Raw genomic sequence first — 23,095 nt, 5'->3', positions numbered from 1 at the left:
ACAAGCGCACCGCGCCGCCGAGATCGCCGCCGTGCTCAGCGAGCAGGGGCTGGGCGGGCGCAGCGTGGATCTGCGCCAGCGGCTGGAGGGCTTCGGCCGCGATCGCACGCCGAGAGCCCGCGACGCCCGGTCCCTGGCCGAGCGCTGGTCGCGCCAGGCCGGCAAGCCCAGCGGCGCCGATCCCCTGGACGACGCCCTGCTGCTGGCCGAGGCCTATCCCGAGCGGGTGGCCCGCGCCCGGGGCAAGCCCGGCGAATATCAGCTGGCCAGCGGCCGCGGCGTCTATCTGGAGCCGACCGACGCCCTGGCTCGCGAGACCTGGCTGGCCGTAGGCGAGCTGGGCGGAGGCGACGCCCGCGACCGCATCCTGCTGGCCGCGCCGTTGGACGAGGACGCCCTGCGCGCCGCCTTCGCCGATCGCCTGGTCGCCGAGGATCGGCTGGAGACCAGCGGCGGCGGCAAGCTGCGGGCCAAGCGCCTGCTGCGCCTGGGCAAGCTGGTGGTCGACGAGAAGATCATCGACAGGCCCGACCCGGCCCTGATCGCCGGCGCTCTGGCCGACCAGGTGCGGGCCGACGGCCTTGCGGCCCTGAAGTTGGGCGAGCGGGGCAGGGGGCTGCTCGACCGCGTGGCCTTCCTGCGCGCCAATGACGGCGAGGCTTGGCCCGACCTGTCGGAAGCGGCCCTGGTCGCCCGGCTGGACGAATGGCTGGAGCCGCTGCTGGCCGGCCGCTCGTCGCTGGCCAGCCTGGACGAGGGCACGCTGGAGGCGGCGATCAAGACCCTGATCCCGTGGGACATGCAGGGCAGGATCGAGGCCCAGGCCCCGGCGCGCTTCACCGCCCCGACCGGTTCCAGCTTCGCCATCGACTATGGCGCGGAAGGCGGCCCGCGCGTCGAGGTGCGGGTGCAGGAACTGTACGGCGTCGCCGAGCACCCGGCCGTCGCCCACGGCAAGGTCCCCCTGACCCTGGCCCTACTGTCGCCCGCCCACCGCCCGATCCAGATCACCAAGGACCTGCCGGGCTTCTGGAAGGGCTCCTGGCGCGAAGTGAAGGTGGAAATGAAGGGCCGCTACCCCCGCCACGTCTGGCCGGACGATCCAGCCAGCGCCGCGCCGACGACGCGGGCTAAGCCTCGGGGGACGTGAGGGGCGGCCGGCGGCACCGGCCTGGGTGACCGCCTACGCTATTACGCCTGATCGGCGGTCAGCGTGGTTTTCACGCCGGCGTCCGGAGCGCCGCCCATGGCGTCGCGGCGATCGGCCTCTTTCTGCTTGTCCTTCTTGGCTTGATCGTGATGCCACTTGATCGAGAAGAACATGCCAACGCCCAGCACGATGATCTTGAGTGGGAAGAAAACGATAGGAAACAGGTTTTCCCAGTCCACGACTTCACTCCCCTAAGGTTCCTGAAAAATATTGAGCGCTGCTTTTCTGAAGCGTGGGGTGTCTATCAACTTTGGGCGTTCAGGTGTCGTGGACAAAGTGTCCAATCCCGTCAGTCAGTTTGGCGCCGGTTTCCACCTCGGATCGAGCGCGGGCTAGGCGCCAAAAGGGGGCGATGGAATTAGGCCTCGGCGCGCTTCATGGCTCCGCCAGGAGCTGTACGGGATCGCCGAGCATCCGGCCGTCGCCCACGGCAAGGTACCCTGACCCTGTCGCCCGCCCACCGCCCGATCCAGATCACCAAGGATCTGCCGGGCTTCTGGAAGGGCTCCTGGCGCGACGTGAAGGTCGAGATGAAGGGGTGCTACCCGCGGTATGTGTGGCCGGACGATCCGGCCGGCGCTGCGCCGACGACGCGGGCTAAGCCGCGGGGGACTTGGGGTTCGCTAAGTCTGATATAAGTGACTACGGTCGCACGATCTCGTGTTGCGCTCAGGAGGGGACGGAAGCGGGCCACCTTGGTGCTAGCGAGTACCATCGGCGAATCCTGGCGGATCTACACCAGAGTTGCTATTCTAGTCCTACGAGGTCTCCCCTCGCATCCGCGCGGTGGCAACTGCCGCGTAAGAGCTCATGTCTGCACATATCGTGCACGCCACGTACTACGGGACGATCGGCGTGATTGGAAGGGAGACCTCGTGACCCCGTGGTTTACTGGCGTCTCGGCTACCCGGACTAAAATTCCTCCTGAGTTCTTGGACGAGGCCGCCCTGCTCGCGTATCTCAAATTGTCCCAAGCCGAACTAAGGAAAATCTGGTGGTTTCGGGAGCGAATGTACCAGCAGTTCGACATAGCGAAGTCGGGAAAGAAGGTCAGGAGCATTAGTGCGCCAGATAAGCGCCTGAAGCATCTTCAACGCCAAATAGCGCCCTTGCTTGATAGTCTCTATCGCGTTCGACACCCTGTTCATGGCTTCGTCGCAAACAAGTCCGTCAAGACGAATGCCCAGGCTCACCTTCGAAAGCGCTTCATCCTAAACCTTGACCTGAAAGATTTCTTTCCCTCCATCACCGAAGGTCGCATCGGAGGGCTCCTACAGTCGATCGGCATAGACAGTCGTGTGGCAGATATCATCGCGCGACTGTGTACGAATGACGGCCGTTTGCCTCAAGGTGCCCCGACTAGCCCTGTCTTGTCGAACATGATCTGCTTTCGACAAGACAAGCAGTTGATGTCCTTCGCAAAGGAAAATCGCTGCATCTATACGCGCTATGCGGACGACATAACTTTTTCGAGCGACCAGCCCATGGCAGCCTTGTTCGAGAGCGCAGTTCCATCCCCAGGTCGGTTTCCTCCTGATCTCTTGGTGACGAGACTGCGCGCTATCTTCATGGCGAACGGGTTCGAGATTAACGCAGACAAAACGCATTATGCAGATCGCCATTCACGCCGAATGGTCACGGGGCTCAAAGTTAATGAATTGATCAACGTCGATCGGCGTTATGTTAGAAACATTCGCGCGGCGCTATATTCTGTGAGAACGTTAGGCGCAGAGGAGGCTCAGAAGAAATTCGAGACCAAGCTTGGCGGAAAATCAAATATTGGTTCCCATCTTGAAGGCAAGATTGCTTGGTTACGGTTTATACGAGGACAGTCTGATCCCGTAGTACGAGCTATGGCGCTTCGCTTTAATGCTGCGTTTCCCGATAGAAAGATCGACGTAGTGCCGACACGGGACGAAGTCCGCGACCGAGCGGTGTGGGTAGTCGATAATGACACCGACATTTCACAGGGGAGCGCCTTCTTTTTGAAGGGAGTCGGTCTTGTAACCGCTGCTCATTGCGCAAAGGGAGCTAAAGAGGTGGAAGTTTACCACCCGAGCAAGCGTTCCAACAAGTTCAAGGCCACGGTCGTTAAGCGTGACGAGCAGTTCGATCTAGCGATCCTCAATCATGAGATTCCCACCACAGAATATTACGAACTGGAGCGTTCGTTGACCGCCGTCGCTGTCGGTGATGATTTGACAGCTATCGGATATCCAGATTTTGGCCCTGGCGATGGCCTGAATGTCCGTGGAGGAAAGGTGAGTTCGCTGCCCGTAAAGAATGGTGTGAGCATGATCGAGGTCACACAAAAGCTTTCACAGGGCATGTCGGGCGGACCGCTCTTGGACGATAACGATGCCGTCGTTGGTGTTACACACAAAGGTGGCCCTGATGAAGGTCGTGATTTTGTAGTTCGCATCGAGATGATCGATAAACTCTGATCCGATGCATTGGAATTTTTGCCACTCGGCGGGCCAGTTGCCCAACTTTTCGATGTTTCCCTTTGGTTGCCCTCAAGGGCAGGCTCGCAAGCATCAACTTAGGGCCCGGACCGGCGGACTTTCTTGGCGGTGATGTCCGCGTTGCATGCGTTGCTATCGTTAAAGTTGTTCTTCATTGGGGCGAGCGCCGTCTCTGGCGTCCTACCCCCGCTCCCTCAACAAACCACCCCGCCAGCCTTGCCTTCAACGACCCCTGCGGTGCATGAGGAACCCCTGACACGGCGCGGCCTGCTTCGCCGCCCCGCACTAACCGGCCTTCCGGCGACGGAGGGAGGATAAGAGACATGACCGAAGCTGCTTCGAAAGTGATCAAGGGTCGCACCGGCGACTGGGAAATCGTGCTGGGCCTCGAGGTCCACGCCCAGGTGGCCAGCAAGTCCAAGCTGTTCTCGGGCGCGGCCGTCGGCTTCGGCGCCGGTCCCAACGAGCAGGTCAGCCTCGTCGACGCGGCCATGCCGGGCATGCTGCCGGTGCTGAACGGCTTCTGCGTCGAGCAGGCGGTGAAGACGGGCCTGGGCCTGAAGGCGCAGATCAACCTGAAGAGCCGCTTCGACCGCAAGAACTACTTCTATCCCGACCTGCCGCAGGGCTATCAGATCAGCCAGTTCGACCAGCCGATCGTCGGCGAGGGCGTGGTGGTGGTCGAGCGCGACGACGGCACGACCTTTGACGTGCGCATCGAGCGCCTGCACCTGGAGCAGGACGCCGGCAAGTCGCTGCACGACCAGGACCCGAACGCCACCTATGTGGACCTGAACCGCGCGGGCACGGCGCTGATGGAGATCGTCTCCAAGCCGGACATGCGCACCTCGGAAGAGGCGGCCGCCTACGTCAAGAAGCTGCGCACGATCCTCGTTTATCTGGGCACCTGCGACGGCGACATGGAGAAGGGCAACCTGCGCGCCGACGTCAACGTGTCGGTCTGCCGTCCGGGCGACTACGAGAAGTTCCGCGAGACCGGCAGCTTCAAGCACCTGGGCACGCGCTGCGAGATCAAGAACGTCAACTCGTACCGCTACATCCAGCAGGCCATCGAGTACGAGGCCCGTCGGCAAATTGAGATTCTCGAAGAGGGGGGCTCGATTGACCAGGAGACCCGCCTGTTCGACCCGACCAAGGGCGAAACCCGCTCGATGCGGTCGAAGGAAGAGGCGCACGACTATCGCTACTTCCCTGATCCGGACCTGCTGCCGCTGGTGCTGGACCCGGCCTGGGTGAAGTCGATCGAAGAGACCCTGCCGGAACTGCCGGACGCCAAGAAGGCGCGTCTGCAGAGCCAGTACGGCCTGTCGGCCTACGACGCCGGCGTGCTGATCATCGAGAGCGACCGCGCCGACTATTTCGAAGCCGCCGCCAAGGGCCGTGACGCCAAGCTGGTGTCGAACTGGGTGACCAACGAGCTGTTGTCGAAGCTGTCGTCGGGCGGCCACGAGATCGCCAATTCGCCGCTGCCGTCGTCGGACATCGCCCAGCTGGTCGAGCTGATCGAGAACGGCACGATTTCCTCGAAGATCGCCAAGGAGGTCTTCGAGCACATGTGGGCCGGCGAGGGGCGTCCCGCCGAGATCGTCGAGAAGCGCGGCCTGGTCCAGATCAACGACACCGGCGCCATCGAGGCGGCGATCGACGAGCTGATCGGCGCCAACCCCGACAAGGCCGCGGCGGTGAAGGAAAAGCCCCAGGCCATCGGCTGGTTCGTCGGCCAGGTGATGAAGGCCACCGGCGGCAAGGCCAATCCGGGCACGGTCAACGACCTGCTGAAGGCCAAGCTGGGTCTCTGATCCCCAAGCCTTGCTGACAAAATGAAAGGGCCCGTCGCGAAAGCGGCGGGCCCTTCTCTTTGGGGACTCGAACAGACGCGCTCTATTGAGGCGTGGACGGGTCCTGCGGCGTCGCGGACGAGGAGGCGGCCGCGTCGTCGGCCGACTTCTTGTGCTTCTTGGCCTTCTTGGCGGGCTTGGCCGCGTCCTCGGCCGCCGGGGCGGTGGTGGTCGAGGTGTCGCCCGTGGCGTTGGCCGAAGTGGGCGAGCCCGCGCTCGCGGCGCTGTCGGCCTGCGGCGTCGTGCTGTCGGTGGTGGTGGCGCTATCGGTGGAGGGGGTGGTGGTCGAGGCCGACGGATCGGTGGTGGTCGTGGTCGATGAGCCCCAGCTGCCGGCGCCGGTCGAGGGCGGGGTCTGGGATGACGGATCGGCGGGGGTCTGCTGGGCGAGGGCCGATCCGGCGTAACCGGCGGCGGCGAGGGCGAGGACGGCGGCGGTAATGCGCAAGCTCTTCATCGGTAAGCGCCTTCGTGGCTGCGGCGTCGGACTGTGACGCGGAGCGAACGCTGGGGGCGGCTTGCGGCCGAAATGACCCCGCAATCGGGCTTTGCGGCCGCATGCATGACGCGCGCGCGGCGAGCATGGCGCAAAAACGGCGCCCCAGGTGGAGTTCCCGGAGCGCCGCAAGAGCTTCTAGATGCCGTTCAGTGAACGGGAATCTAGTTGTTGATGATCTCGAAGATCAGGCCGGTGGCGATGGCCGCCAGCACGTAGTCGTTGCCGGTGCGGTACCAGTAGTAGCCGCGCGGCGGGTGACGCAGGTGGTAGCGGCCGTAGTCGTGAACCACATAGCCGCCGCCGCGATAGTAGGGCGGCAGGTAGCCGCCGCGGCGCCAGGCGCTGTAGCCGGGGCGATAGTCCTGGCGACCGTAGTAGTGGGCCGGCGGGGCGCCGTAGTACCAGCGGTTCTGGTAGTAGTAGCCGTTGTAGCGACGGTCGTCCCAGCCGCGGTTGTCGCGACGGTCGTCACGACGGTCCCAGCGGCTGTCGCGGCGGTCATCGCGCCGATCATCACGACGGTCGTCCCGGCGATCCCAGCGGCCGTCCCGACGATCATCGCGGCGGTCGCCGCGGTCGTCATGACGGTCCCAGCCGCCGCGGCCCTGCGCCGAGGCGTCGGTGGCCATGGCGGCCATCGGGCCGGCGACCGAGGCCACGGCGGCGATGGTGAGCAACAGACGTTTCATGTTGACGTCTCCTTGTGGTCAGCGGTCGCCTTCCGGCGGCCAAGTCCCTCGACCTTGATGACCACGATGAGCTCCGCCGTCTGAACCCTCGCTGAACGGTCATGTCAGGATGCGTCTTGGCGTCGCGCGCCCGCATGGCCATGTTGGCGCGCAAGAACAGAGGTTCTCGGGAGACGCGCATGACCAGCCCCATCGAGCTGCACTATTGGCCCACGCCGAACGGCTGGAAGATCTCGATCGCCCTGGAGGAGATGGGGCTGCCCTACGAGATGATCCCGGTGAACATCGGCACGGGCGAGCAGTTCAAGCCGCAGTTCCTGGCCATCAGCCCCAACAACCGCATGCCGGCCATCGTCGATCCGCAGGGACCCGACGGCCAGCCGATCTCGATCTTCGAGTCCGGCGCGATCCTGCAGTACCTCGGCCGCAAGACCGGCCAGTTCTATGGCGACAGCGAGCGCGACCGGGTCGGCATCGACCAGTGGGTGATGTGGCAGATGGGCGGCCTTGGCCCGATGGCCGGCCAGACCCACCATTTCCGCCAGTACGCCCCCGCCATCATCGCCGACCAGAGGCAGTTGGCCTATGGCGCGATCCGTTACACCAACGAGACCCACCGCCTGTACGGCGTGCTCAACAAGCAGCTGGCGGGGAAGGATTTCGTCTGCGGCCAATTGTCCATCGCCGACTTCGCGATCTGGCCGTGGGTCGTGCCGTGGAAAAATCAGGGCATCCAGATCGAGGAATTTCCGGATTTGAAGGCCTGGTTCGACCGGGTGGGCGAGCGCGACGCCGTGCAGCGCGGCTTCAAGCTGGGGGCGGAGCTTCGCGCCGGAGGCCTGCAAGCGTCTGGAAAAGCTGCGGAACAGGCCCGCAGTGTTCTGTTTGGCCAGCGGGCTCGTTAACCAACCATATACCGGAGTTTATCAGGCGTAACTTCAATGAACGAGGCGTGTATTCGCGCCTCGATTCATGATCTCTGCGCGCTTAACTATATGTTCAGCGAGCGAGGTTTTCTCTGTGTTCATGGCCGAGCTGAACCACTGGGGTGAGCTCGGGAGGACTGGGGAATTGAAGTCATGATGATGAGCATCGAACCGCCCGCCGCCGTGATGGGCCTGCCGCTGCCGAGCGCCGAGTCGACCGGCGACGAACTGTTCCGCATGGGCATGCTGTATTCGACCGGCCAGGGCGGCGCCCCGCTGGACTACGTCTCGGCGCACATGCTGTTCAACCTGGCCGCCATGCGCGGTTCGGTCGAGGCCAAGGTCTATCGCAAGGAACTGTCGCAAGAGATGGCCAGCGAAGACGTCGCCGAAGCCCAGCGCCAGGCGCGCGAATGGCTGGCTCACGGCTGAACCACGGTTCAGCCGTTCTACCTCTCTCGGGCCGGACGCCTCTGGATCCGGCCGTGATTTCCGAGACTAGTTGCTCAAGCCGTTGATGGCGTAGCTGAAGCTGATCGGCAGCAGGTCGCGCAGATACTGCTGCATGAAGAGACCCGCCTCGGACGCACCGCTCCGGGGCACGTAGACGATGTCGAAGCGGCGAAGAGGCACCAGGTCCACGCCGCGCGGATCGGTCAGACCCTGCAACAGGTTGGCCGTACGCATCATGGCCCGGCCGTCGGGGCCCCGCCGGATGATGATCACCTGGCTGCGCTTGGACGAGCTCTTGAAGCCGCCGGCCTGGATGACGGCCCGCAGGGCGTCGCCGTCGCCGGTCATGTCGTAGACGCCGGGATTGCCGACCTCGCCGCCGACGAACACCTTGAGCGGCGCTGTGCTCTTGACCGAGACCTGCACCTGCGGACGCAGCAGCTGGCGGCCATAGGCCTGGGTCAGCGAGGCTTCCAGTTCCTCGATCGTGCGGTCGGCGGCCATGACCGGACCGACCAGCGGCAAAGCGACGCGGCCGTCCGGCTGAATCACGGCCGACTTATTAAGCTCCGTGGCCGAAGGTACGCTCACCTCGATCTCGTCGCCCGGATAGAACCGGTAGGCGGGCTCGGCCTCGCTCCAGTCGGCGTAACCGATATTGGGAAACTGGCCGGTGGGGCGCGCGGCGGGCGTGATCGGCTCGCCGTCGATGTGGCCGCAAGCCGATAGGCCGCCGCTCGCGAGCGTCAGGGCCAAGGCGGTGGAGAGAGCGATGCGCCGATCCATGCGACGGTTCTTACCAAACATAGGTAACCAAACCTTAAGCCCGGAAGCCCCAGGGTTCGATTGAAGATTGGACCCATTGGATTCGCATGTCGACGAGCGCCTGGACCAGCGTGCCGCACGACCCGCCGTCGCGACGCGACTGGGCGGCCCGGGCCCGCTATGCGCCGACGGACTTCATCACGCTGCTGTGGCGTGAGCGCTGGCTCATGCTCGGCGTGTTCCTGGTGATCCTGTTCCTGGGGGCGGCCTTCGCCTTCACCCTGAAGAAGTCCTACACCGCCAGCTCCAGCCTGTTCGTGCGCCTGGGTCAGGAATACGTCTACGAGCCGCGCGCCGGCGACGCCGCCCGCGGCGCGGTGCCCGACGTCGACCAGGTGATCCAGTCGGAAAGCGAGATCCTGGGCAGCGGCGAGCTGCGCGAGCGGGTGATCCGCAAGCTGGGCTTCGCCACCGTGTTCCCGGACGCCGCCGCCAAGTTCGCCTCGGCCAATCCCGAGCAGAAGCGCAAGATGATCGCCCAGGGCCGCGACAGCGTTGGCCGCAGCCTGAAGATCGAGACCGCGCCCGACAACTCGATCATCCGGCTGGCCTACCAGCACCAGGATCCCGAGACGGCCGAAAAGGTGCTCAACACCCTGTTGGAAGAGTATCTGATCTATCGCCGCAGCCTGCTGATCAACGACGACGACAAGGTGCTGTCGCGCCAGCGCGACAGCTTCCAGCAGCGCCTGGCCGAGACCGACAGCGCCTATCAGGCCTTCCTGCAAAGCAACGACATCGGCGACTTCACCGCCCAGAAGACGGCCCTGACCCAGCTTCAGGCCCAGGTCGAGGGCCAGAAGTATTCGATCGAGGCCCAGCTCCAGGACCGCCAGGGCCGTCTGGCCTCGGTGCAGTCGGAACTGTCGCGCACGCCGTCGGAAGCCGTGCTCTATCGCGACCAGGACATGTCGGCCTCGACCAAGCTGGCGCAGCTGAAGCTCGATCGCGAAGGCCTGCTGTCGCGCTACCTGCCGACCGCCCAGCCGGTGCGCGACATCGACGCCCAGATCGCCCAGCTCGAGCAGGGCGTGGCCAGCGGCCGCACCAACGGCGAGGGCGCGCGTCGCAGCGGTCCCAACCCGATCTGGCAGACCCTGGCCTCGACCCGCAACGACCTGGCCGCTGAGGTCGCGGCCCTGAAGCAGTCGCAGGGCGCCTACGCCCTGCAGGCCCAGGAAGTGAACCAGCGCCTGCTGCGCCTGGCCGAGCTGGAGCCCGAGTTCAACCAGTTGACCCGCGACCGCGACGTGCTGTCGTCCAACGTCCGCGACTTCACGGTCAAGGAACAGCAGGACGAGGCCCAGCGGCAGATGTCGGCCGAGAGCAGCGACAACATCCGCATCGTCCAGCGCGCGGTCGCGCCGTCGGAGGGCAAGAGCCTGAAGAAGCCGGTGCTGGTGCTGGCCATCCTGTTCGCCGCCTTCACCGCCGCCTGCGCGGGCCTGGTGCGGATGCTGCTGCGCCCGGGTCTTCAGACCCCGGCCTCGGCCTCGCGCACCCTGGGCCTGCCGGTGCTGGCCACGGCCGGTGTCAAGCGAGCGGCCTAGAGGTTCGTTCCGGCATGGGCGATTTGGTCGCCTTTCGCGCGAACATGGTTAGGCATTAGTTTCTACGGTCTTCAACGCGCGGCGATTCGGACGAATGGTGGATTTGAACGTCGAGATGGCTGAACTGTGGGGGTCGCTCGGCGCCCCTGCTGCCGGCCGTGCGCACGTCGTCCAGTTCGTCTCGGCCCGGCGGGGGGAGGGGACCTCGACCGCCGCCCGCGAGTTCGCCCGCTTCGCCGCCAAGCGCGCCGGCCGGCGCACCTGGCTGATCGACCTGGATCTGGCCACCTCGCCGCAATACCAGGCCATAGCCGCCGATCCGGAGCGCTACGGCCCGCTGGGCTCGGGCGCGGCCGCCAGCCCCGACGGCTCGATGTTCTTCACCGTCCAGCCGCCGGCGCCGAAGCCGGACGGCGGGGTGTGGCCCGACGCCAAGTACGTGGCCGCCCACAGCGTCGGCGGGCCGCGCTTCTGGGTGACCCGCTTCAAGCGCGAGGCCCTGCGCGGCCGCCAGAAGGCCCACATCCTGCCCGGCGTCGAATACTGGGCGTCCCTGCGCCGCCACGCCGAGATCATCGTCGTCGATTGCCCGTCGGCCGACCGCTCGCAGGCGGCCCTGACCATCGCCCAGCACATGGACCAGACCGTGCTGGTGGTCAGCGCCCAGGAGGCCGACGTGCGGCCGCCGGGCCTGCTGCGCGACGCCCTGGCCTCGGCGGGCGGCCGCTGCGCCGGGGTGTTCTTCAACCAGGCCTCGGTGACGCCGCCGAGCTTCCTGCGGGCCATACTGCCGTGACTTCGTCCTACGGCGGGCCGGTCAGCGTCGCGCCGCCGAGGCTCCTCTTCCCCCAGATCGCGATCTTCGTCGGCTCGGTGCTGCTGCTCCTGCTGTTCAGCGGCGGCTGGGAGCTGCCGCTGGTGGGCGAGAACGCCGACGAGGCCGGCTCGGCCATCCTGCGCGTGGCCTATCTGCCGGCCTATGCCGCGGGCTTCGCCCTGATCGCCCTGGACCCGCGCAACAGCCTGCGCGTCTCCGTGCGCCAGCCGTTCCTGTTCGCCCTGATCGGCATCGTCTGCCTGTCGGTGCTGTGGTCGATCGCGCCCGACGTCACCACCCGCCGCGCCTTCGCCGTGACCTGCACCACCCTGTGCGGCGTCGCCCTGGCCGGACGCTTCCGCTGGCGCGAGCTGGCCGAGGTGATGGCGGCGACCTTCGCGGTGCTGATCGTGGCTTCGTACGTCGTCTGCATCGCCGTGCCGCGCATCGGGGTGATGACCGAGCTCTTCCCCGGCGCCTGGCGCGGCCTGTGGCGCGAGAAGAACGGCCTGGGCGGCATGATGGCCTTCGGCTTCTGCATCCTGTCGGCGGCGGCTTTGCTGAACCCGCCGCGGGCCAAGCTGTGGTGGGGCTTCGCGGGCCTCGCGGTAGGCCTCGTGCTGATGTCGACCTCCAAGACCTCGCTGGTGTCGCTGATGCTTGGCGTGGCGGCCCTGGGCTTCGTGCTGATCGCCCGGCGCGGGCCGGCGGCCGGGGCGGCGGCGACCTGGACGGCGGTGACCGGCGTCGTGCTGCTGGCGGCCTTCCTGCTGCTGGCCTCGGACGTGTTCTTCGCGATCCTGGGCAAGGACGCCACCCTGACCGGCCGCACCAAGATCTGGAGCGCCGCCATGGTCGAGATCCAGGACCGGCCCTGGCTGGGCTACGGCTATCACGCCGTCTGGGGCGACAAGAGCGGCTGGGGTCCCTTCGCCTGGATCAGCAAGAACGCCGGCTTCCAGGCCCAGCACGCGCACAATAGCTGGCTGGAGCAGTGGCTGGGCATGGGCCTGTTCGGCCTGGCCGCCTGGGGGCTGTTCTACATCCAGACCATGGCCCTGGCCCTGCTGGCCGTGTTCCGCGACCGGGGCGCCTTGCTCGCCTTCCCGTTCCTCGTCGTCTACAGCCTGGTGGCCCTGACCGAGAGCATCGCGGTGGCCTACAACGACTTCCGGTGGGTGCTGTTCGTCGCCCTGGCGGCCAAGCTGGCGTTTCCGGATCGGGAGTTGGAGCGGTAGGGACGTGCTCCCGCACCAGTCTCGGGCCTCTGGCTATCGGGTGCTAAGCTCCTTGGCGTTCAGTCGGCCCGGCTCCAAAGGTGTCGCGATCGCGCCCGATCCCGGTTCAGACCAAAAAGCTTCAGCATAAGTCGCATGATTTTCTCCGAGACAATCCAGAGAATCCCGCCGAGAGCGCCGTGAATTATTGCGTTCTGAAGGCGTGAAACATCAAAATTTTCAAGAGCGATGGCGAGGCAAATGTATGCGAAGGCAAATAGTGTGAAGCAAAGCGTTGCTGCTAAGGCCTTGACTGCAAGTCTCTTTATTTTCATCGACTAGATCCTCGACCACATCGCTGGCCGCGCGGGCGGTGCGCCCAGCCGGTCCAGCGTCGCCGAGCGCAGGGCCACGACGCCGCCCTCCAGAGCCCGCCAGGCCTTCATCCGTCCACTGACGACCACGCGCTCGTCCCAGGCCGAGGGGCCGGCGGCGACTACGTCGAGGCCGATCTGGCGGTAGACGCCGCGCGCGGCGGCGATGGCCCAGGCCGAGCGGACGGGAAGGTCGCGCAATCCCCAGCGGGCCGAGGCGTAGTAGGGCTCGGCGGCCTCGACCAGGCGGCGGGCGAGGGCGGCGACGTCGTCCCGGCGGGCGGGGTCAGTCAGCTGCTCCACCGGCAGGTTCAGTTCAGCCAGCCAGGCGCGGGGCACGTAGACCCGGTCGTTGCGGGCGTCCTCGACGATGTCGCGGGCGATGTTGGTCAGCTGGAAGCCCAGGCCCAGGTCCTGGGCGCGGCGCAGCGTCGGCAGGTCGTCGGCGGGCACGCCCATGACGATGGCCATCATCGCCCCGACCACGCCGGCCACGCCCCAGCAATAGGCCAGCAGGTCTTCCAGCGTCTCGTAGCGGCGGCCCTCGACGTCCATGGAAAAGCCGTCGATCAGATCGAGGGCGTAGCGTTCGGGGATGCCCCGGCCCAGGGCCACGGCCTGGAAGGCGGCGAAGACGGGATCGGTGGGCGTCTCGCCGGCCAAGGCGGCGCGGGTCTGGGCGTAGAGGGCTTCGAGCCGCGCCGGGGCGTCGGCGACCGGGCTCATGCCGTGGCCGAGGGTCTGGCCGTCGATCACGTCGTCGCAGTGGCGGCACCAGGCGTAGAGCATCTCGGCGTCGGCGCGGGTCTCGGCGTCGAACAGCGCCGCAGCGGCGGCGAAGCTCTTGGAGCCCTTCTGGATCGCTTCCCGGCTTTGCGCCTCGATGTCCTGGGCTTCGAGCGCGCTCATTCGGCGGCCGGGGCCAGGGTGGCGAAGTCGTCGATCATAAGGCCGGCCGTAGCCTTGGCGCTGCCGACCACGCCCGGAATGCCCGCGCCCGGATGGGTGCCGGCCCCGACGAAATAGAGGTTGGGGATCACGTCGTCGCGGTTGTGGGTGCGGAAGAAGGCGCTCTGGGTCAGGATCGGCTCCAGCGAGAAGGCCGCGCCCTTCCAGGCGTTGAGATCCTTCACGAAGTCGTCCGGGGTGATGAAGCGGCTGGTTACCAGATCCGCCGAAAGCCCCGGAATGTAGTGCTTTTCCAGATAGGCCAGGATGCGGTCGCGATACTTGGGGCCTTCGACCGACCAGTCGATGTCGGCCGTCTCAAGGTTGGGCACCGGCGAGAGGGCGTAGAAGGTCGAGCAGCCTTCCGGCGCCATGGCCGGGTCGCTGGCGGTCGGGTGGTGCAGATAGAGCGAGAAGTCCTCGGCCAGGGCGTGCTTGCCGTAGATCTCGCCGATCAGCTCCCGATAGCGGTTGCCGAAGCAGATGGTGTGGTGGCGGATCTCGGGGTGCTGGGTCTTGAGGCCGAAATAGACCACGAACAGCGACGGGCTCCAGCGCTTGGCTTCCAGCGCCTTGCCGACCTTCTTGCCGCGCGGGTCCTCGCGCAGCAGGTGGCGGTAGGTGTGCATGACGTCGGCGTTGGAGGCGACGGTGTCGAAGGCCTCGAAGCCTTCCTTGGTGATCACGCCGGTGACGCGGCCCTCGCGCACGGCGATGCGCTCGACCGGACGCGACAGGTGCAGCTTGCCGCCGAGGTCCTGGAACAGCTGGGCGAGCGCCCGGACCAGGGCGTGGGTGCCGCCGCGCGGGAACCAGACGCCGCCGCGCCGCTCCAGGGCGTGGATCAGGGCGTAGATCGACGAGGTGGCGAAGGGGCTGCCGCCGACCAGCAGGCTGTGGAACGACAAGGCCTGGCGGACGTGCTCGTCCTTCACGAAGCCGGCGACCTTGTCATAGACGCTGCGCCAGGCCTGCAGCTTCATCAGCGAGGGAGCGGCGGCGATCATGCTGCCGAAGTCGAGGAACGGTACGGCGCCCAGCTCGACATAGCCCTTCTGGTACAGCTCTTCGGAATAGTCGTGGAAGCGGCGATAGCCCTCGACGTCGGCCGGGTTGCGGGCGGCGATCTGGCGATCGAGGCCTTCCTGGTCGTTGACGTAGTCGAAGACGTCGCCGTCTTCCCACAGCAGGCGATAGAACGGATCGACCGGCAGCAGCTCGACATAGTCCTCGATGCGCTTGCCGGAGAGTTCGAACAGCTCCTTGAGGCAGTCGGGATCGGTGACGACGGTGGGGCCGGCGTCGAAGGTGAAGCCGTCCTGCTCCCAGACATAGGCCCGGCCGCCCGGCTTCTCGCGGCCCTCGAACAGGGTGACGTCGAAGCCCTGCGATTGCAGCCGCACCGCCAGGGAGAGGCCGCCGAAGCCGGCGCCGATCACGGCCGCCTTCGGACGGGGCGGGAGCGAGGCGTGGGCGTTCATGCGTCTTGTCCTCCGAACACGGAACTTTCGCGGATGCACTTCATGGCGGCCGGAATCGGCACCGGCGGCTTGCCGATCAGAATCCGCGCCCGGTCGCGCCAGGTCAGTCGGGCTGCATAGAAGCGCTGAATGAGCGGGACCGATAGCCGGTAGAAGCGCTCCAGCACCCGATAGCGTTCTTCCGGCGCGCAGGCGCGGAACAGCATGCGGTTCAGCAGGCGCAAAAAGCGGCGCTTGCGCCAGGCGGCCTTGGACTGGGTCTCGACGCAGGCGCGCACGCTGGCGCTGGTGATGCGGGGCAGGGCGGCGATCTTGTCGGCTAGGCGCGCGGCGTCGGGCAGGGAATAGCCGGTGGTCGGCTGGAACAGGGCCGCGCGCAGGCCGACCTCGGCCACCTGCGGCCGGGCTTCAGCCCAATAGGCGTCGATGTCGCCGCCCAGGGCGATGGGCAGCACGCCGTGCTCCTCGCGCTCGACCGCCTCGATGCTCCAGCCCTGGCCCTTGGCGTAGTCGGCGATGGCTTCGGAGAGGGCGATGCGGTCCAGCGCCGGGCCGTCGCTGTAGCGGGTGTCCTCGACCAGCAGGCGGCGAGCGTCGAGCGGCAGGACGTAGACGAAGCGGTAGCCGTCGGTCTGCGGCACCGTGGCGTCCATGATGATCGGAGCGGTCAGGCCGTGAGGCGCGGCCAGGCGCAGGTCCTGGCCGACGAACTTCTGCCAGCCCAGGGCCAGGCGCTTGCTGCGTCGCGCGCCGCGGCCGTCGATCACCGCGCCGGCGACGATGCGGCGACCGTCGGCCAGCGTGACCTGATGCGGATTGACGTCGACAACCGAGATGTTGCTCCAGGCGTCGGGGCCGAGGGCGCGCGTGACCACCTCGTGCAGGCGACGCGAGGTGATGGCCAGATAGGGCGTGGGCAGGCGGCGGCTGTGGGCGGGAAAGCGCACCTCGTAGCCGCTCCAGCGATGGGCGATCAGCGGCCGCAGCCAGCCGCCGATGGCGGCGTCGACGTCGGTCTCGAAGTGGCACCAGGTGTGCTGGCCGCCGATGGTCGCGCCGCGCTCCAGCAACAGCACGCGCAGGCCCGGCCGCAGCGCCTTGAGGCGCAGGGCGATCAGGCTGTTGGCCAGTCCGCCGCCCACCAGGACGACGTCGGCGCGCAACGCGGCGGACGGAGATTCCATCCCCTCGGCTCTAGCACGAAAGAATGACGTCCACGCCAGAGCGTTCGCATGAACTTGGCGCGGGTTCACCGGTTGCACCTGGGCGGGCGAGGGGATAGGGGAGCGCGCACAGGAGCGCCCCCACATGACCCAAGCCGCCATCATCGACGGGAAGGCCTTCGCCGCCCGCCTGCGCGAGACCATCGCCGCCGAGGTCGCCGGCCTGAAGGCCGAGCACGGCCTGACGCCGGGCCTGGCCGTGGTTCTGGTGGGCGAGGATCCGGCCAGCCAGGTCTATGTGCGCAGCAAGGGCGAGCAGACCCTGGAAGCGGGCATGCATTCGGAAACCCACCGCCTGCCGGCCGAGACCTCGCAGGCCGAGCTGCTGGCCCTGGTCGAGCGGCTGAACTCGGATCCGGCCGTGCACGGCGTGCTGGTGCAGTTCCCGGTGCCCGACCACATCAGCCAGGCCGCCGTGGTCGCCGCCATCTCGCCCGACAAGGACGTCGACGGCCTGACCGTGGCCAACGCCGGGCGCCTGGCCAGCGGCCTGCCGGCCCTGACGCCCTGCACCCCGACCGGCTGCATGATGCTGCTGCGCGACCAGCTGGGCGACCTGTCGGGCAAGCGCGCCGTGGTCGTCGGCCGCTCGAACCTGATGGGCAAGCCCATGGCCCAGCTGCTGCTGGCCGCCGACTGCACGGTGACCATCGCCCATTCGCGCACCAAGGACCTGCCCGCGGTGGTTCGCGAAGCCGACATCGTCGTGGCCGCCGTCGGCCGCCCGCAGATGGTCAAGGCCGATTGGGTGAAACCCGGCGCGGTGGTCATCGACGTCGGCATCAACCGCATCCCCAAGGATGACGGCAAGACCCGCCTCGTGGGCGACGTGGCCTTCGACGAGGTCAAGGACGTGGCCTCGGCGATCACCCCGGTGCCGGGCGGCGTGGGGCCGATGACCATCGCCTGCCTGCTGGCCAATACGGTGCTGGCGGCCAAGCGGCTGAACGGGATCGGGGAGTAGGACTCAAGGACCCTCTCCCTGAAGGGAGAGGTGTCCGCGAAGCGGACGGAGAGGGGAGTGGCTTATGAAGTCAGGCCAGTCTCGATCTCCGCAGAAACTTCCCCCTCCGGCCCTCCGGGCCACCTCCCCCTTCAGGGGGAGGGGGTGCGCCGATACACCACCAGCGACGACTTGCTGAGCTTCACGGTCGTCACCGGCCGGTAGTGGCTCGCCAGCTCCGCGTCGACGATCCTCACGACGGCGAAGTTGAAGTCCTTGGCGCGGGGCGTGCGATCGACGATGACGCCAGGCCTCGTCGCCAGGATGCGGCGCACCTCGGTCTCCTGGTCCATGCCGACGGCGCCGTGCTCGCGCAGCAGGTTCAGGTGGCCGGCGAACGGCCAGCGGGAGGGCAGGGGCGCGCCGGTCAGGTGATAGAGGATGCTGTCGCCGTTCCACACCCACAGGCCTTGCGACAGGCCCGGCCGGATGGCGGCCAGCAGTTCGTTCATCTCCTGCGCGTCGCCGCGCTTGGCCTTCCCTTTGACGAAGGCGACCCCGTCCGCCGTGACGCCCAGGGCGATGAAGGCCGTGGCGATCGCTATGCCCAGCGGGCGGGAGCGGGTCGCAAACAGCGGGGCCATAGCCAGGGCCAGCGGCGCCAGCAGCGGCAGGGCGTAGTGGTCGAAATAGGTGCCGAAGATCAGGTAGCCGCCCAGCGCCGCCGCCAGCCAGCCGATTGCGAAACCGAACGCCGTCCGACCGCCGGGGCGCGCGCGCCAGCCGCCGATCCAGGCGGCCAGGCCCACCGCCAGTAGCGGCGGGACCAGCAGGCGGGCGGCCTTCAGCAGGCGCGGGGCCAGTTCGGCGTCGCTGGCCTCGGCCCGCGCGCCGATCGACAGGAAGTTGGCGTAGACGAAGGCCTGGGCCTCGCCCCGCCAGGCGTAGTAGGCCAGGGCCAGCAGGGTGGGCGCCAGGGCCAGGCCGATCCAGAGCGCGGCGTCGGCCGCCAGGCGCGTCCAGGACCGCGAGGCGCGCCAGGAGACGCCCAGCAGCAGCACGCCGAAGGCGAAGCCCTCGAACACCACGGTGTATTTCAACTGCAGGCCAAGGCCGATCAGCAGCATGGCCAGGCAGCCGAGCCGGCGGATTCTGCGCGGGTCGGCGTTCAGCGCGCGATAGGCCGCCAGGGCCGCTCCGGCGACCAGCAGGTTGTAGAACACCGGCGCCTGGCCGCCCCAGCCGCCGGCCAGCGGCAGCATCAGAAGGTAGACCACGCCCGCCGCTGTCGCCGCGACGATCCCGGCCGCCGGGGCGGCCAGGCGAGCGATCAGCAGGGCGGTTGCGGCCGCGAACAGGGTCGCCACGACCTGGTACTGCACGATCCCGTCGCCGCCGAGCAGGCGGATGGCGGCGTAGAGCGCGAACAGGCCGACCGGCTTGCGGTCCCAGATGTCCACATAGGGCAGGGCCCCGTGCAGCATGCGGTCGCCGACCAGCAGGTAGAAGTTCTCGTCGACATGGAGCAGCGGGTTGCCGAACTGCCAGGCGCGGATCGCGAAGGCGGCGGCGAGCAGCAGGCCGCCGGCCAGGATCCAGGCGCGGCGGTCGGGGGCGGGCGAAGCGGTCAGGCGCGGCTCTCCCCGGCCAGGGGCGAGGCGGCGGGCGTTTCGGCCTCGGGGCTTTCGGGAACGTCGCGCCAGGTGACTCGGCGCGAGGCGTGATAGTTCCACAGCGCGCCCAGCACCGCGCCGCCGGCCCCGGCCAGCGCCCAGGACGCGCCGATGGCGTTGAGGCCCGCGCCGGCCAGGTCGTTGATCAGCGCGCCGCCCAGGCACGCGGCGTAGAAGCTGAGCAGGCCGCGCCACAGGGCCGCGCCGCGCAGGCGCTTGTCGCGGAAGGTCAGGACGTTGTTGAGCCCGAAGTTCCAGGTCATGGCCGCCAGTATGGCCAGGGTCTGGCCGCTCCAGAAGGCCATGTCGGCGGCCTGCGTCGCGCCCAGCACGCCCAGGTGGACGACGAGGCCGCTGGCCCCGACCGCCAGGAACTGGAAGAGCCGCGCCGAAAGGACGCCGTTGGTGCGCTTTTCGGCCAGCAGGCCGATCAGGTCGAAGGCCACCCGCAGGTCGAGCTTGGACTCGCCGCCGGCGCGCGGCAGCAGGGCGGTGGGGATCTGCACGACGGCGGGACGGCGCGAGCCCGAGGCGACCACGTCGACCAGGATCTTGAAGCCGACGCCCGACAGGCGCGGGCGGACGGCCTCGTACCAGTCGCGGTTCATCAGGAAGCAGCCGCTCATCGGGTCGGCCAGGCGCAGGCCCAGCAGCAGGCCGGCCAGGTTGACGCCGCCCCGGCTGATGGCGTGGCGCACGCCCGACAGGCCCGAACCCGCGCCGTCGAGATAGCGGCTGGCCACGACGAGGTCGGGCTGCTGCGCGCTCATCCTGCGCAGCATGGCGCCGATCAGGCGCGGATCGTGCTGGCCGTCGCCGTCCATCACCGCCAGGGTCTGGCCGCGCGCCGAATCCCAGCCGGCGATGGCGGCCGAGGCCAGGCCGCCGACGCCTTCGCGCTTGAGCAGGCGGATGGCGGGGCGGCGCATGGCCACGTCCAGCACGGCCCGGGCGGTGAGGTCGTCGGCGGAGTCGTCGACGACGATGATCTCATGGAAGACGTCGGCGAGGTCGGCGCTCAGCGCCTCGAGCACGCCGCCGATGGCCTCGTGTTCGTCGAGGGTGCAGATCACCACCGAGACCTGCGGCCGGTTCCAGTCGGCGGCCGCGGGCGAGGCGGCGCGGCGCGCGGGACGGATGGTGGTGGTGTGCTGACCCATGGGAACGGCGCTCCGTTGGAAGGAGCGTCAGGTTCCCGGAGAACTCTGCCGGCAGTTTGTTGTGTTGGTATCGGACGTCAGTCGAGCTTGTTGCAGTCTTGACGCAAACGGGGATTCTGGCCGGCGTTATCCGGCCAGATATTCCGCCACGCGGCCTTCCAGTTCGACCGCCAGGGCGCGGCCGACCGGGTGCTCGTCGGTCTTGATCTCGTCGCGCACGCAGGCCTTGATCGCGTCGATGTGAGCGTCGACCAGGAACATCGGCGCCTGCAGGCGGGTGGCCGGATCGTCGATCAGCTTGCACAGCGAGGCCGCCAGGCGCGTGATCAGCGGGAATTCGTAGGTGGCGCCCAGGCCCTTCAGGTCGTGGGCGCGGAGATAGAGGGTCTCTACCGTCTGGGCGGTGAGGCCGTCGGCCCGGACGCCCTGGCGGGCGGCTTCGAGCTTGGTGATCTCGTCGTTCAGCCATTGGGCGAAATTGCCCGACAGGCTCTTCAAGGCCGCTTCGGCCTTGGCGATGGCGGCCATGTCGATACCGCCACGCCCGCCCACCTTGAGCTTGAGCATGTTCGGCACCTGTATAACCTCAGCGGGCTTATTCATCGGGTCGCCTCCCCGTCGGCGTTACTTCGGGAACGGTCACATGCCAGGCGTTAAGAATGAGTGAGATCGCGATTTCACCCACACGAAAGCTTACGCAGAGAACTGTTCGGTCAGCACACGCTCCTCGAGACTGCGGCCCGCGTCGAACAGCATCGACAGGGTCGAACCTCGGTCTTCGGAAATGTGCACCTCGACGACGTCGCGGACTTCATAGTTGTCGGCCACGGCGCTGACGGGCCTCTTATCGCATTCCAGGACCTCGAACGTCACCCTCGCGTTCTGCGGCAAAAGCGCGCCCCGCCACCGCCTGGGTCGAAAAGCGCTGATCGGGGTCAGGGCCAGCACCTGGGCGCCGATCGGGATGATCGGTCCGTGAGCCGACAGATTGTAGGCGGTCGAGCCGGCCGGGGTGGCCACCAGCGCCCCGTCGCAGACCAGTTCGCCCATCCGCACCTTGCCGTCGATCGAGATGCGCAGCTTGGCGGTCTGACGCGTCTGGCGCAGCAGAGAGACCTCGTTGATGGCGAGCGCCCGGTGCTGGCGACGGCGAGAATCAATGGCGACCATGGCCAGCGGATGGATGACGGCGCGCTCTGCCGAGTTGATCCGTTCGAGCAGCCCGTCCTCGCTGTACTCGTTCATCAGGAAGCCGACCGAGCCGCGGTTCATGCCGTAGATCGGCTTCTGGCTGAGGATGGTCTCGTGCAGCATCTCCAGCATGAAGCCATCGCCGCCCAGGGCCACGACGATCTGGGCGTCGTCGCCGGCGTCGCCATAGCGGGCGGTCAGGCGCTCGCGGGCCTCCTGGGCCTCGGGGCGGTCGCTGGCCTGGAAGGTCAGGCGAGTCGAATAAGGCTGGGCTTGGAACATGCCGGCCCAAGTGGCGGGATCGCCCGGCGCTTGTCAAACAACGTGGGGAAAGACCTCGTCAGGCGGCGCTGACGGCTTGGCGGAAGGCCATGGCGGCGATGTCCGGACGGAACGGGCCAAAGGCGCCGCTGGCCTTGCGGGCGGCTTCCGCGCCGCCGCCGGGACGGCCGCCGTTCAGCTGGCGCACGTGCTCCAGGATGGTCGGGAAGACGCTGCGGTCGATGCCGACGGCCGAGCAGGCCAGGGCCAGCAGTTCGGGACGGTTGCTGTCGATAGCGCGGCGCACCTGGCGCACGTCGAAGCGGCCCAGCCGCGCCATGGCGAAGACGAAGAGGGGCAGGCGGCCTTCGCGCAGCACCCGCAGCAGGTAGCCGGGACGCAGCTGGCCGGCGGAGTCGAGCTTCTCGACCAGGGCCGCTTCCATCTCCTCGCGGTCGGCCTCGTCCTCGACGGACAGGGCGCCGACGGCGGTCGGCTGCAGGCCAAGGTGGGCGGCGTGGGTGGCTTCGTCGACGGCGGCGCGCAGCTTGACCGGGTCCAGCTCGAAGCGCTCGGCCAGGGAGTCGCGCAGGGCGCGGCCGACCCACAGATAGAGCTGCTCGGCCAGCAGGGGCGACAGGCCCGGGTGGCGGACCAGAGGCGAGCGCAGGGCCACCACGTCCTTGGCGTGGCCGACCAGGCGGCCCATGGCGTCCTGGCTGAGCTGGGCGGTGGTGTTGCCGGCCAGGGCGGTCAGCACCGCCGGCTCGGCCTGCGAAAGAATGGCCTCGACCACCGGGGCGCGCAGGCCGGGGCGGCGGGCGACCTCGATCTGGTGCTCCAGCGTGGCCTGGACCAGCAGGCGGATCAGGTCGTGGTCCTGCAGCACGGGGCTGCGGGCGATGATCGGGCGGGCGATCTCGATCTCGTCGAGGGCCAGGATGTTGACCAGGGCCGACGGCGCCCAGGCCGCGTCGGCCAGGCGTTCGGCCAGGCGCTGGCGGATGTCGCGCTCGGCCTCGACCACCAGGGTCATGAAGATCGAATCGAGCAGGATCTGGATTTCGGGCGCGGCGGGCTTTCCCTGGGCCTCGCCCGTCTCGCATAGATCGATCACTCCGGAGAGCAGCCGTTCGCGATCTTCCGGCTCGCGGCTGCGGGCCAGGGCAAGAAGTTCGGCGGTCTGTACGGCTTGGCTCACGACCCTCCTCGGGCGCCAAACGAGACTATGGGCACCTTGGTGTTTCCAGATGAAAACATGCTTAAACAGGTCAAGCCACGGAACCGAGAGAATAGCGGCGCTCTGTCGCAGGTGAAGCGGGCGTCTTGAA

The 23,095-nt window shown here is 67.6% G+C and carries 21 protein-coding genes and 1 pseudogene; 10 read left to right on the top strand and 12 right to left on the bottom strand.

What is annotated here, in order from left to right:
• A partial coding sequence (locus tag DMC18_RS00420; protein WP_304538727.1) for an ATP-dependent helicase C-terminal domain-containing protein occupies window positions 1-1,150 on the top strand: 1,150 nt, incomplete at its 5' end.
• A gap of 41 nt (window positions 1,151-1,191) precedes the next feature.
• Here the strand turns inward: DMC18_RS00420 and DMC18_RS00415 are convergent.
• Window positions 1,192-1,389, bottom strand: a complete 198-nt coding sequence (locus DMC18_RS00415; RefSeq protein ID WP_110121989.1) for a hypothetical protein — start codon at window positions 1,387-1,389, stop codon at window positions 1,192-1,194.
• Between the two features lie 211 nt (window positions 1,390-1,600).
• Here DMC18_RS00415 and DMC18_RS00410 point away from each other — a divergent pair.
• The 3 genes and pseudogenes from DMC18_RS00410 to gatB form a co-directional block, all read left to right on the top strand.
• Window positions 1,601-1,848: pseudogene (locus DMC18_RS00410) on the top strand (ATP-dependent helicase C-terminal domain-containing protein); the annotation flags it as partial.
• A gap of 237 nt (window positions 1,849-2,085) precedes the next feature.
• Window positions 2,086-3,654 (top strand): trypsin-like peptidase domain-containing protein, encoded by a 1,569-nt coding sequence (locus tag DMC18_RS00405; RefSeq protein WP_199228625.1) that lies wholly within the window; start codon window positions 2,086-2,088, stop codon window positions 3,652-3,654.
• A gap of 344 nt (window positions 3,655-3,998) precedes the next feature.
• Window positions 3,999-5,495 (top strand): Asp-tRNA(Asn)/Glu-tRNA(Gln) amidotransferase subunit GatB, encoded by a 1,497-nt coding sequence (gatB, locus tag DMC18_RS00400; protein ID WP_110121988.1) that lies wholly within the window; start codon window positions 3,999-4,001, stop codon window positions 5,493-5,495.
• A gap of 82 nt (window positions 5,496-5,577) precedes the next feature.
• Here gatB and DMC18_RS25775 read toward each other — a convergent pair whose 3' ends face one another.
• Complete coding sequence (locus tag DMC18_RS25775) at window positions 5,578-5,991, bottom strand: proteophosphoglycan 5 (protein ID WP_158285809.1); 414 nt, start codon at window positions 5,989-5,991, stop codon at window positions 5,578-5,580.
• 203 nt (window positions 5,992-6,194) lie between these two features.
• Complete coding sequence (locus DMC18_RS00390) at window positions 6,195-6,722, bottom strand: RcnB family protein (protein ID WP_110121987.1); 528 nt, start codon at window positions 6,720-6,722, stop codon at window positions 6,195-6,197.
• Window positions 6,723-6,901: 179 nt separating this feature from the next.
• On the opposite strand from DMC18_RS00390, the gene DMC18_RS00385 reads away from it, so the two are divergent.
• Window positions 6,902-7,627, top strand: a complete 726-nt coding sequence (locus tag DMC18_RS00385; RefSeq protein WP_110121986.1) for a glutathione S-transferase N-terminal domain-containing protein — start codon at window positions 6,902-6,904, stop codon at window positions 7,625-7,627.
• A 174-nt stretch (window positions 7,628-7,801) separates the two neighbouring features.
• Window positions 7,802-8,080 carry a sel1 repeat family protein gene (locus tag DMC18_RS00380; RefSeq protein WP_110121985.1) on the top strand — a complete coding sequence of 93 codons (279 nt, stop codon included), beginning with the start codon at window positions 7,802-7,804 and terminating at the stop codon, window positions 8,078-8,080.
• Window positions 8,081-8,146: 66 nt separating this feature from the next.
• Here the strand turns inward: DMC18_RS00380 and DMC18_RS00375 are convergent, their stop codons facing one another.
• Window positions 8,147-8,887: a polysaccharide biosynthesis/export family protein gene (locus DMC18_RS00375; protein WP_110121984.1), complete on the bottom strand. Its 741-nt coding sequence runs from the start codon at window positions 8,885-8,887 to the stop codon at window positions 8,147-8,149.
• An 86-nt stretch (window positions 8,888-8,973) separates the two neighbouring features.
• Here DMC18_RS00375 and DMC18_RS00370 point away from each other — a divergent pair, with 86 nt between their 5' ends.
• The 3 genes from DMC18_RS00370 to DMC18_RS00360 all read left to right on the top strand — a co-directional run bounded on the left by DMC18_RS00370 (window position 8,974) and on the right by DMC18_RS00360 (window position 12,531).
• A complete protein-coding gene (locus DMC18_RS00370; RefSeq protein ID WP_110121983.1) occupies window positions 8,974-10,476 on the top strand; it encodes a GumC family protein in 1,503 nt (500 codons plus the stop codon).
• A gap of 94 nt (window positions 10,477-10,570) precedes the next feature.
• Window positions 10,571-11,272 (top strand): sugar kinase, encoded by a 702-nt coding sequence (locus DMC18_RS00365; RefSeq protein WP_110121982.1) that lies wholly within the window; start codon window positions 10,571-10,573, stop codon window positions 11,270-11,272.
• A complete protein-coding gene (locus DMC18_RS00360; protein WP_110121981.1) occupies window positions 11,269-12,531 on the top strand; it encodes an O-antigen ligase in 1,263 nt (420 codons plus the stop codon). The genes DMC18_RS00365 and DMC18_RS00360 overlap by 4 nt, the downstream gene beginning before the upstream one ends.
• A gap of 317 nt (window positions 12,532-12,848) precedes the next feature.
• On the opposite strand, the gene DMC18_RS00355 is transcribed toward DMC18_RS00360, so the two are convergent.
• From DMC18_RS00355 to crtY, 3 genes are read right to left on the bottom strand one after another with little or no spacing between them, the layout of a single operon-like run.
• Window positions 12,849-13,793 (bottom strand): phytoene/squalene synthase family protein, encoded by a 945-nt coding sequence (locus tag DMC18_RS00355; RefSeq protein ID WP_110121980.1) that lies wholly within the window; start codon window positions 13,791-13,793, stop codon window positions 12,849-12,851.
• On the bottom strand, window positions 13,790-15,313 hold the full coding sequence (locus tag DMC18_RS00350; RefSeq protein WP_110132605.1) for a phytoene desaturase: 1,524 nt from the start codon (window positions 15,311-15,313) through the stop codon (window positions 13,790-13,792). The genes DMC18_RS00355 and DMC18_RS00350 overlap by 4 nt, the downstream gene beginning before the upstream one ends.
• Window positions 15,310-16,497 (bottom strand): lycopene beta-cyclase CrtY, encoded by a 1,188-nt coding sequence (gene crtY, locus DMC18_RS00345; RefSeq protein ID WP_110121978.1) that lies wholly within the window; start codon window positions 16,495-16,497, stop codon window positions 15,310-15,312. The genes DMC18_RS00350 and crtY overlap by 4 nt, the downstream gene beginning before the upstream one ends.
• 124 nt (window positions 16,498-16,621) lie before the next feature.
• Between crtY and folD the strand changes: the two genes are divergently transcribed.
• On the top strand, window positions 16,622-17,500 hold the full coding sequence (gene folD / locus DMC18_RS00340; RefSeq protein ID WP_110121977.1) for a bifunctional methylenetetrahydrofolate dehydrogenase/methenyltetrahydrofolate cyclohydrolase FolD: 879 nt from the start codon (window positions 16,622-16,624) through the stop codon (window positions 17,498-17,500).
• Between the two features lie 131 nt (window positions 17,501-17,631).
• Here folD and DMC18_RS00335 read toward each other — a convergent pair whose 3' ends face one another.
• The 5 genes from DMC18_RS00335 to DMC18_RS00315 form a co-directional block, all read right to left on the bottom strand.
• Window positions 17,632-19,212: a hypothetical protein gene (locus tag DMC18_RS00335; protein WP_110132604.1), complete on the bottom strand. Its 1,581-nt coding sequence runs from the start codon at window positions 19,210-19,212 to the stop codon at window positions 17,632-17,634.
• On the bottom strand, window positions 19,107-20,312 hold the full coding sequence (locus DMC18_RS00330; protein WP_110132603.1) for a glycosyltransferase: 1,206 nt from the start codon (window positions 20,310-20,312) through the stop codon (window positions 19,107-19,109). Before DMC18_RS00330 ends, DMC18_RS00335 begins: the two co-directional genes overlap by 106 nt.
• Window positions 20,313-20,438: 126 nt before the next feature.
• Window positions 20,439-20,915, bottom strand: a complete 477-nt coding sequence (locus tag DMC18_RS00325) for an Hpt domain-containing protein (protein WP_110121973.1) — start codon at window positions 20,913-20,915, stop codon at window positions 20,439-20,441.
• A gap of 90 nt (window positions 20,916-21,005) precedes the next feature.
• Entirely contained in the window at window positions 21,006-21,785 is a 780-nt protein-coding gene (locus DMC18_RS00320) for an NAD kinase (RefSeq protein WP_110121972.1), read from the bottom strand.
• Window positions 21,786-21,843: 58 nt separating this feature from the next.
• On the bottom strand, window positions 21,844-22,965 hold the full coding sequence (locus tag DMC18_RS00315; RefSeq protein WP_110121971.1) for a DUF2336 domain-containing protein: 1,122 nt from the start codon (window positions 22,963-22,965) through the stop codon (window positions 21,844-21,846).
• Window positions 22,966-23,095: the final 130 nt, after the last annotated feature.

This window comes from Caulobacter sp. D5, from assembly GCF_003185805.1.
GTDB lineage: Bacteria > Pseudomonadota > Alphaproteobacteria > Caulobacterales > Caulobacteraceae > Caulobacter.
The sequence above is the reverse complement of the archived record's forward strand: the minus strand, read 5'-3'. Positions and strand labels throughout refer to the sequence as shown.

Excerpts from the sequence above, each read along its gene's own strand:
- DMC18_RS00320 (WP_110121972.1), bottom strand. The coding sequence starts at position 21,785 with ATGTTCCAAGCCCAGCCTTATTCGACTCGCCTGACCTTCCAGGCCAGC.
- DMC18_RS00350 (WP_110132605.1), bottom strand. The coding sequence starts at position 15,313 with ATGAACGCCCACGCCTCGCTCCCGCCCCGTCCGAAGGCGGCCGTGATC.
- folD (WP_110121977.1), top strand. The coding sequence starts at position 16,622 with ATGACCCAAGCCGCCATCATCGACGGGAAGGCCTTCGCCGCCCGCCTG.
- DMC18_RS25775 (WP_158285809.1), bottom strand. The coding sequence starts at position 5,991 with ATGAAGAGCTTGCGCATTACCGCCGCCGTCCTCGCCCTCGCCGCCGCC.
- gatB (WP_110121988.1), top strand. The coding sequence starts at position 3,999 with ATGACCGAAGCTGCTTCGAAAGTGATCAAGGGTCGCACCGGCGACTGG.
- DMC18_RS00325 (WP_110121973.1), bottom strand. The coding sequence starts at position 20,915 with ATGAATAAGCCCGCTGAGGTTATACAGGTGCCGAACATGCTCAAGCTC.
- DMC18_RS00390 (WP_110121987.1), bottom strand. The coding sequence starts at position 6,722 with ATGAAACGTCTGTTGCTCACCATCGCCGCCGTGGCCTCGGTCGCCGGC.
- DMC18_RS00375 (WP_110121984.1), bottom strand. The coding sequence starts at position 8,887 with ATGGATCGGCGCATCGCTCTCTCCACCGCCTTGGCCCTGACGCTCGCG.
- crtY (WP_110121978.1), bottom strand. The coding sequence starts at position 16,497 with ATGGAATCTCCGTCCGCCGCGTTGCGCGCCGACGTCGTCCTGGTGGGC.
- DMC18_RS00355 (WP_110121980.1), bottom strand. The coding sequence starts at position 13,793 with ATGAGCGCGCTCGAAGCCCAGGACATCGAGGCGCAAAGCCGGGAAGCG.
- DMC18_RS00330 (WP_110132603.1), bottom strand. The coding sequence starts at position 20,312 with ATGGGTCAGCACACCACCACCATCCGTCCCGCGCGCCGCGCCGCCTCG.
- DMC18_RS00365 (WP_110121982.1), top strand. The coding sequence starts at position 10,571 with ATGGTGGATTTGAACGTCGAGATGGCTGAACTGTGGGGGTCGCTCGGC.
- DMC18_RS00370 (WP_110121983.1), top strand. The coding sequence starts at position 8,974 with ATGTCGACGAGCGCCTGGACCAGCGTGCCGCACGACCCGCCGTCGCGA.
- DMC18_RS00385 (WP_110121986.1), top strand. The coding sequence starts at position 6,902 with ATGACCAGCCCCATCGAGCTGCACTATTGGCCCACGCCGAACGGCTGG.
- DMC18_RS00380 (WP_110121985.1), top strand. The coding sequence starts at position 7,802 with ATGATGATGAGCATCGAACCGCCCGCCGCCGTGATGGGCCTGCCGCTG.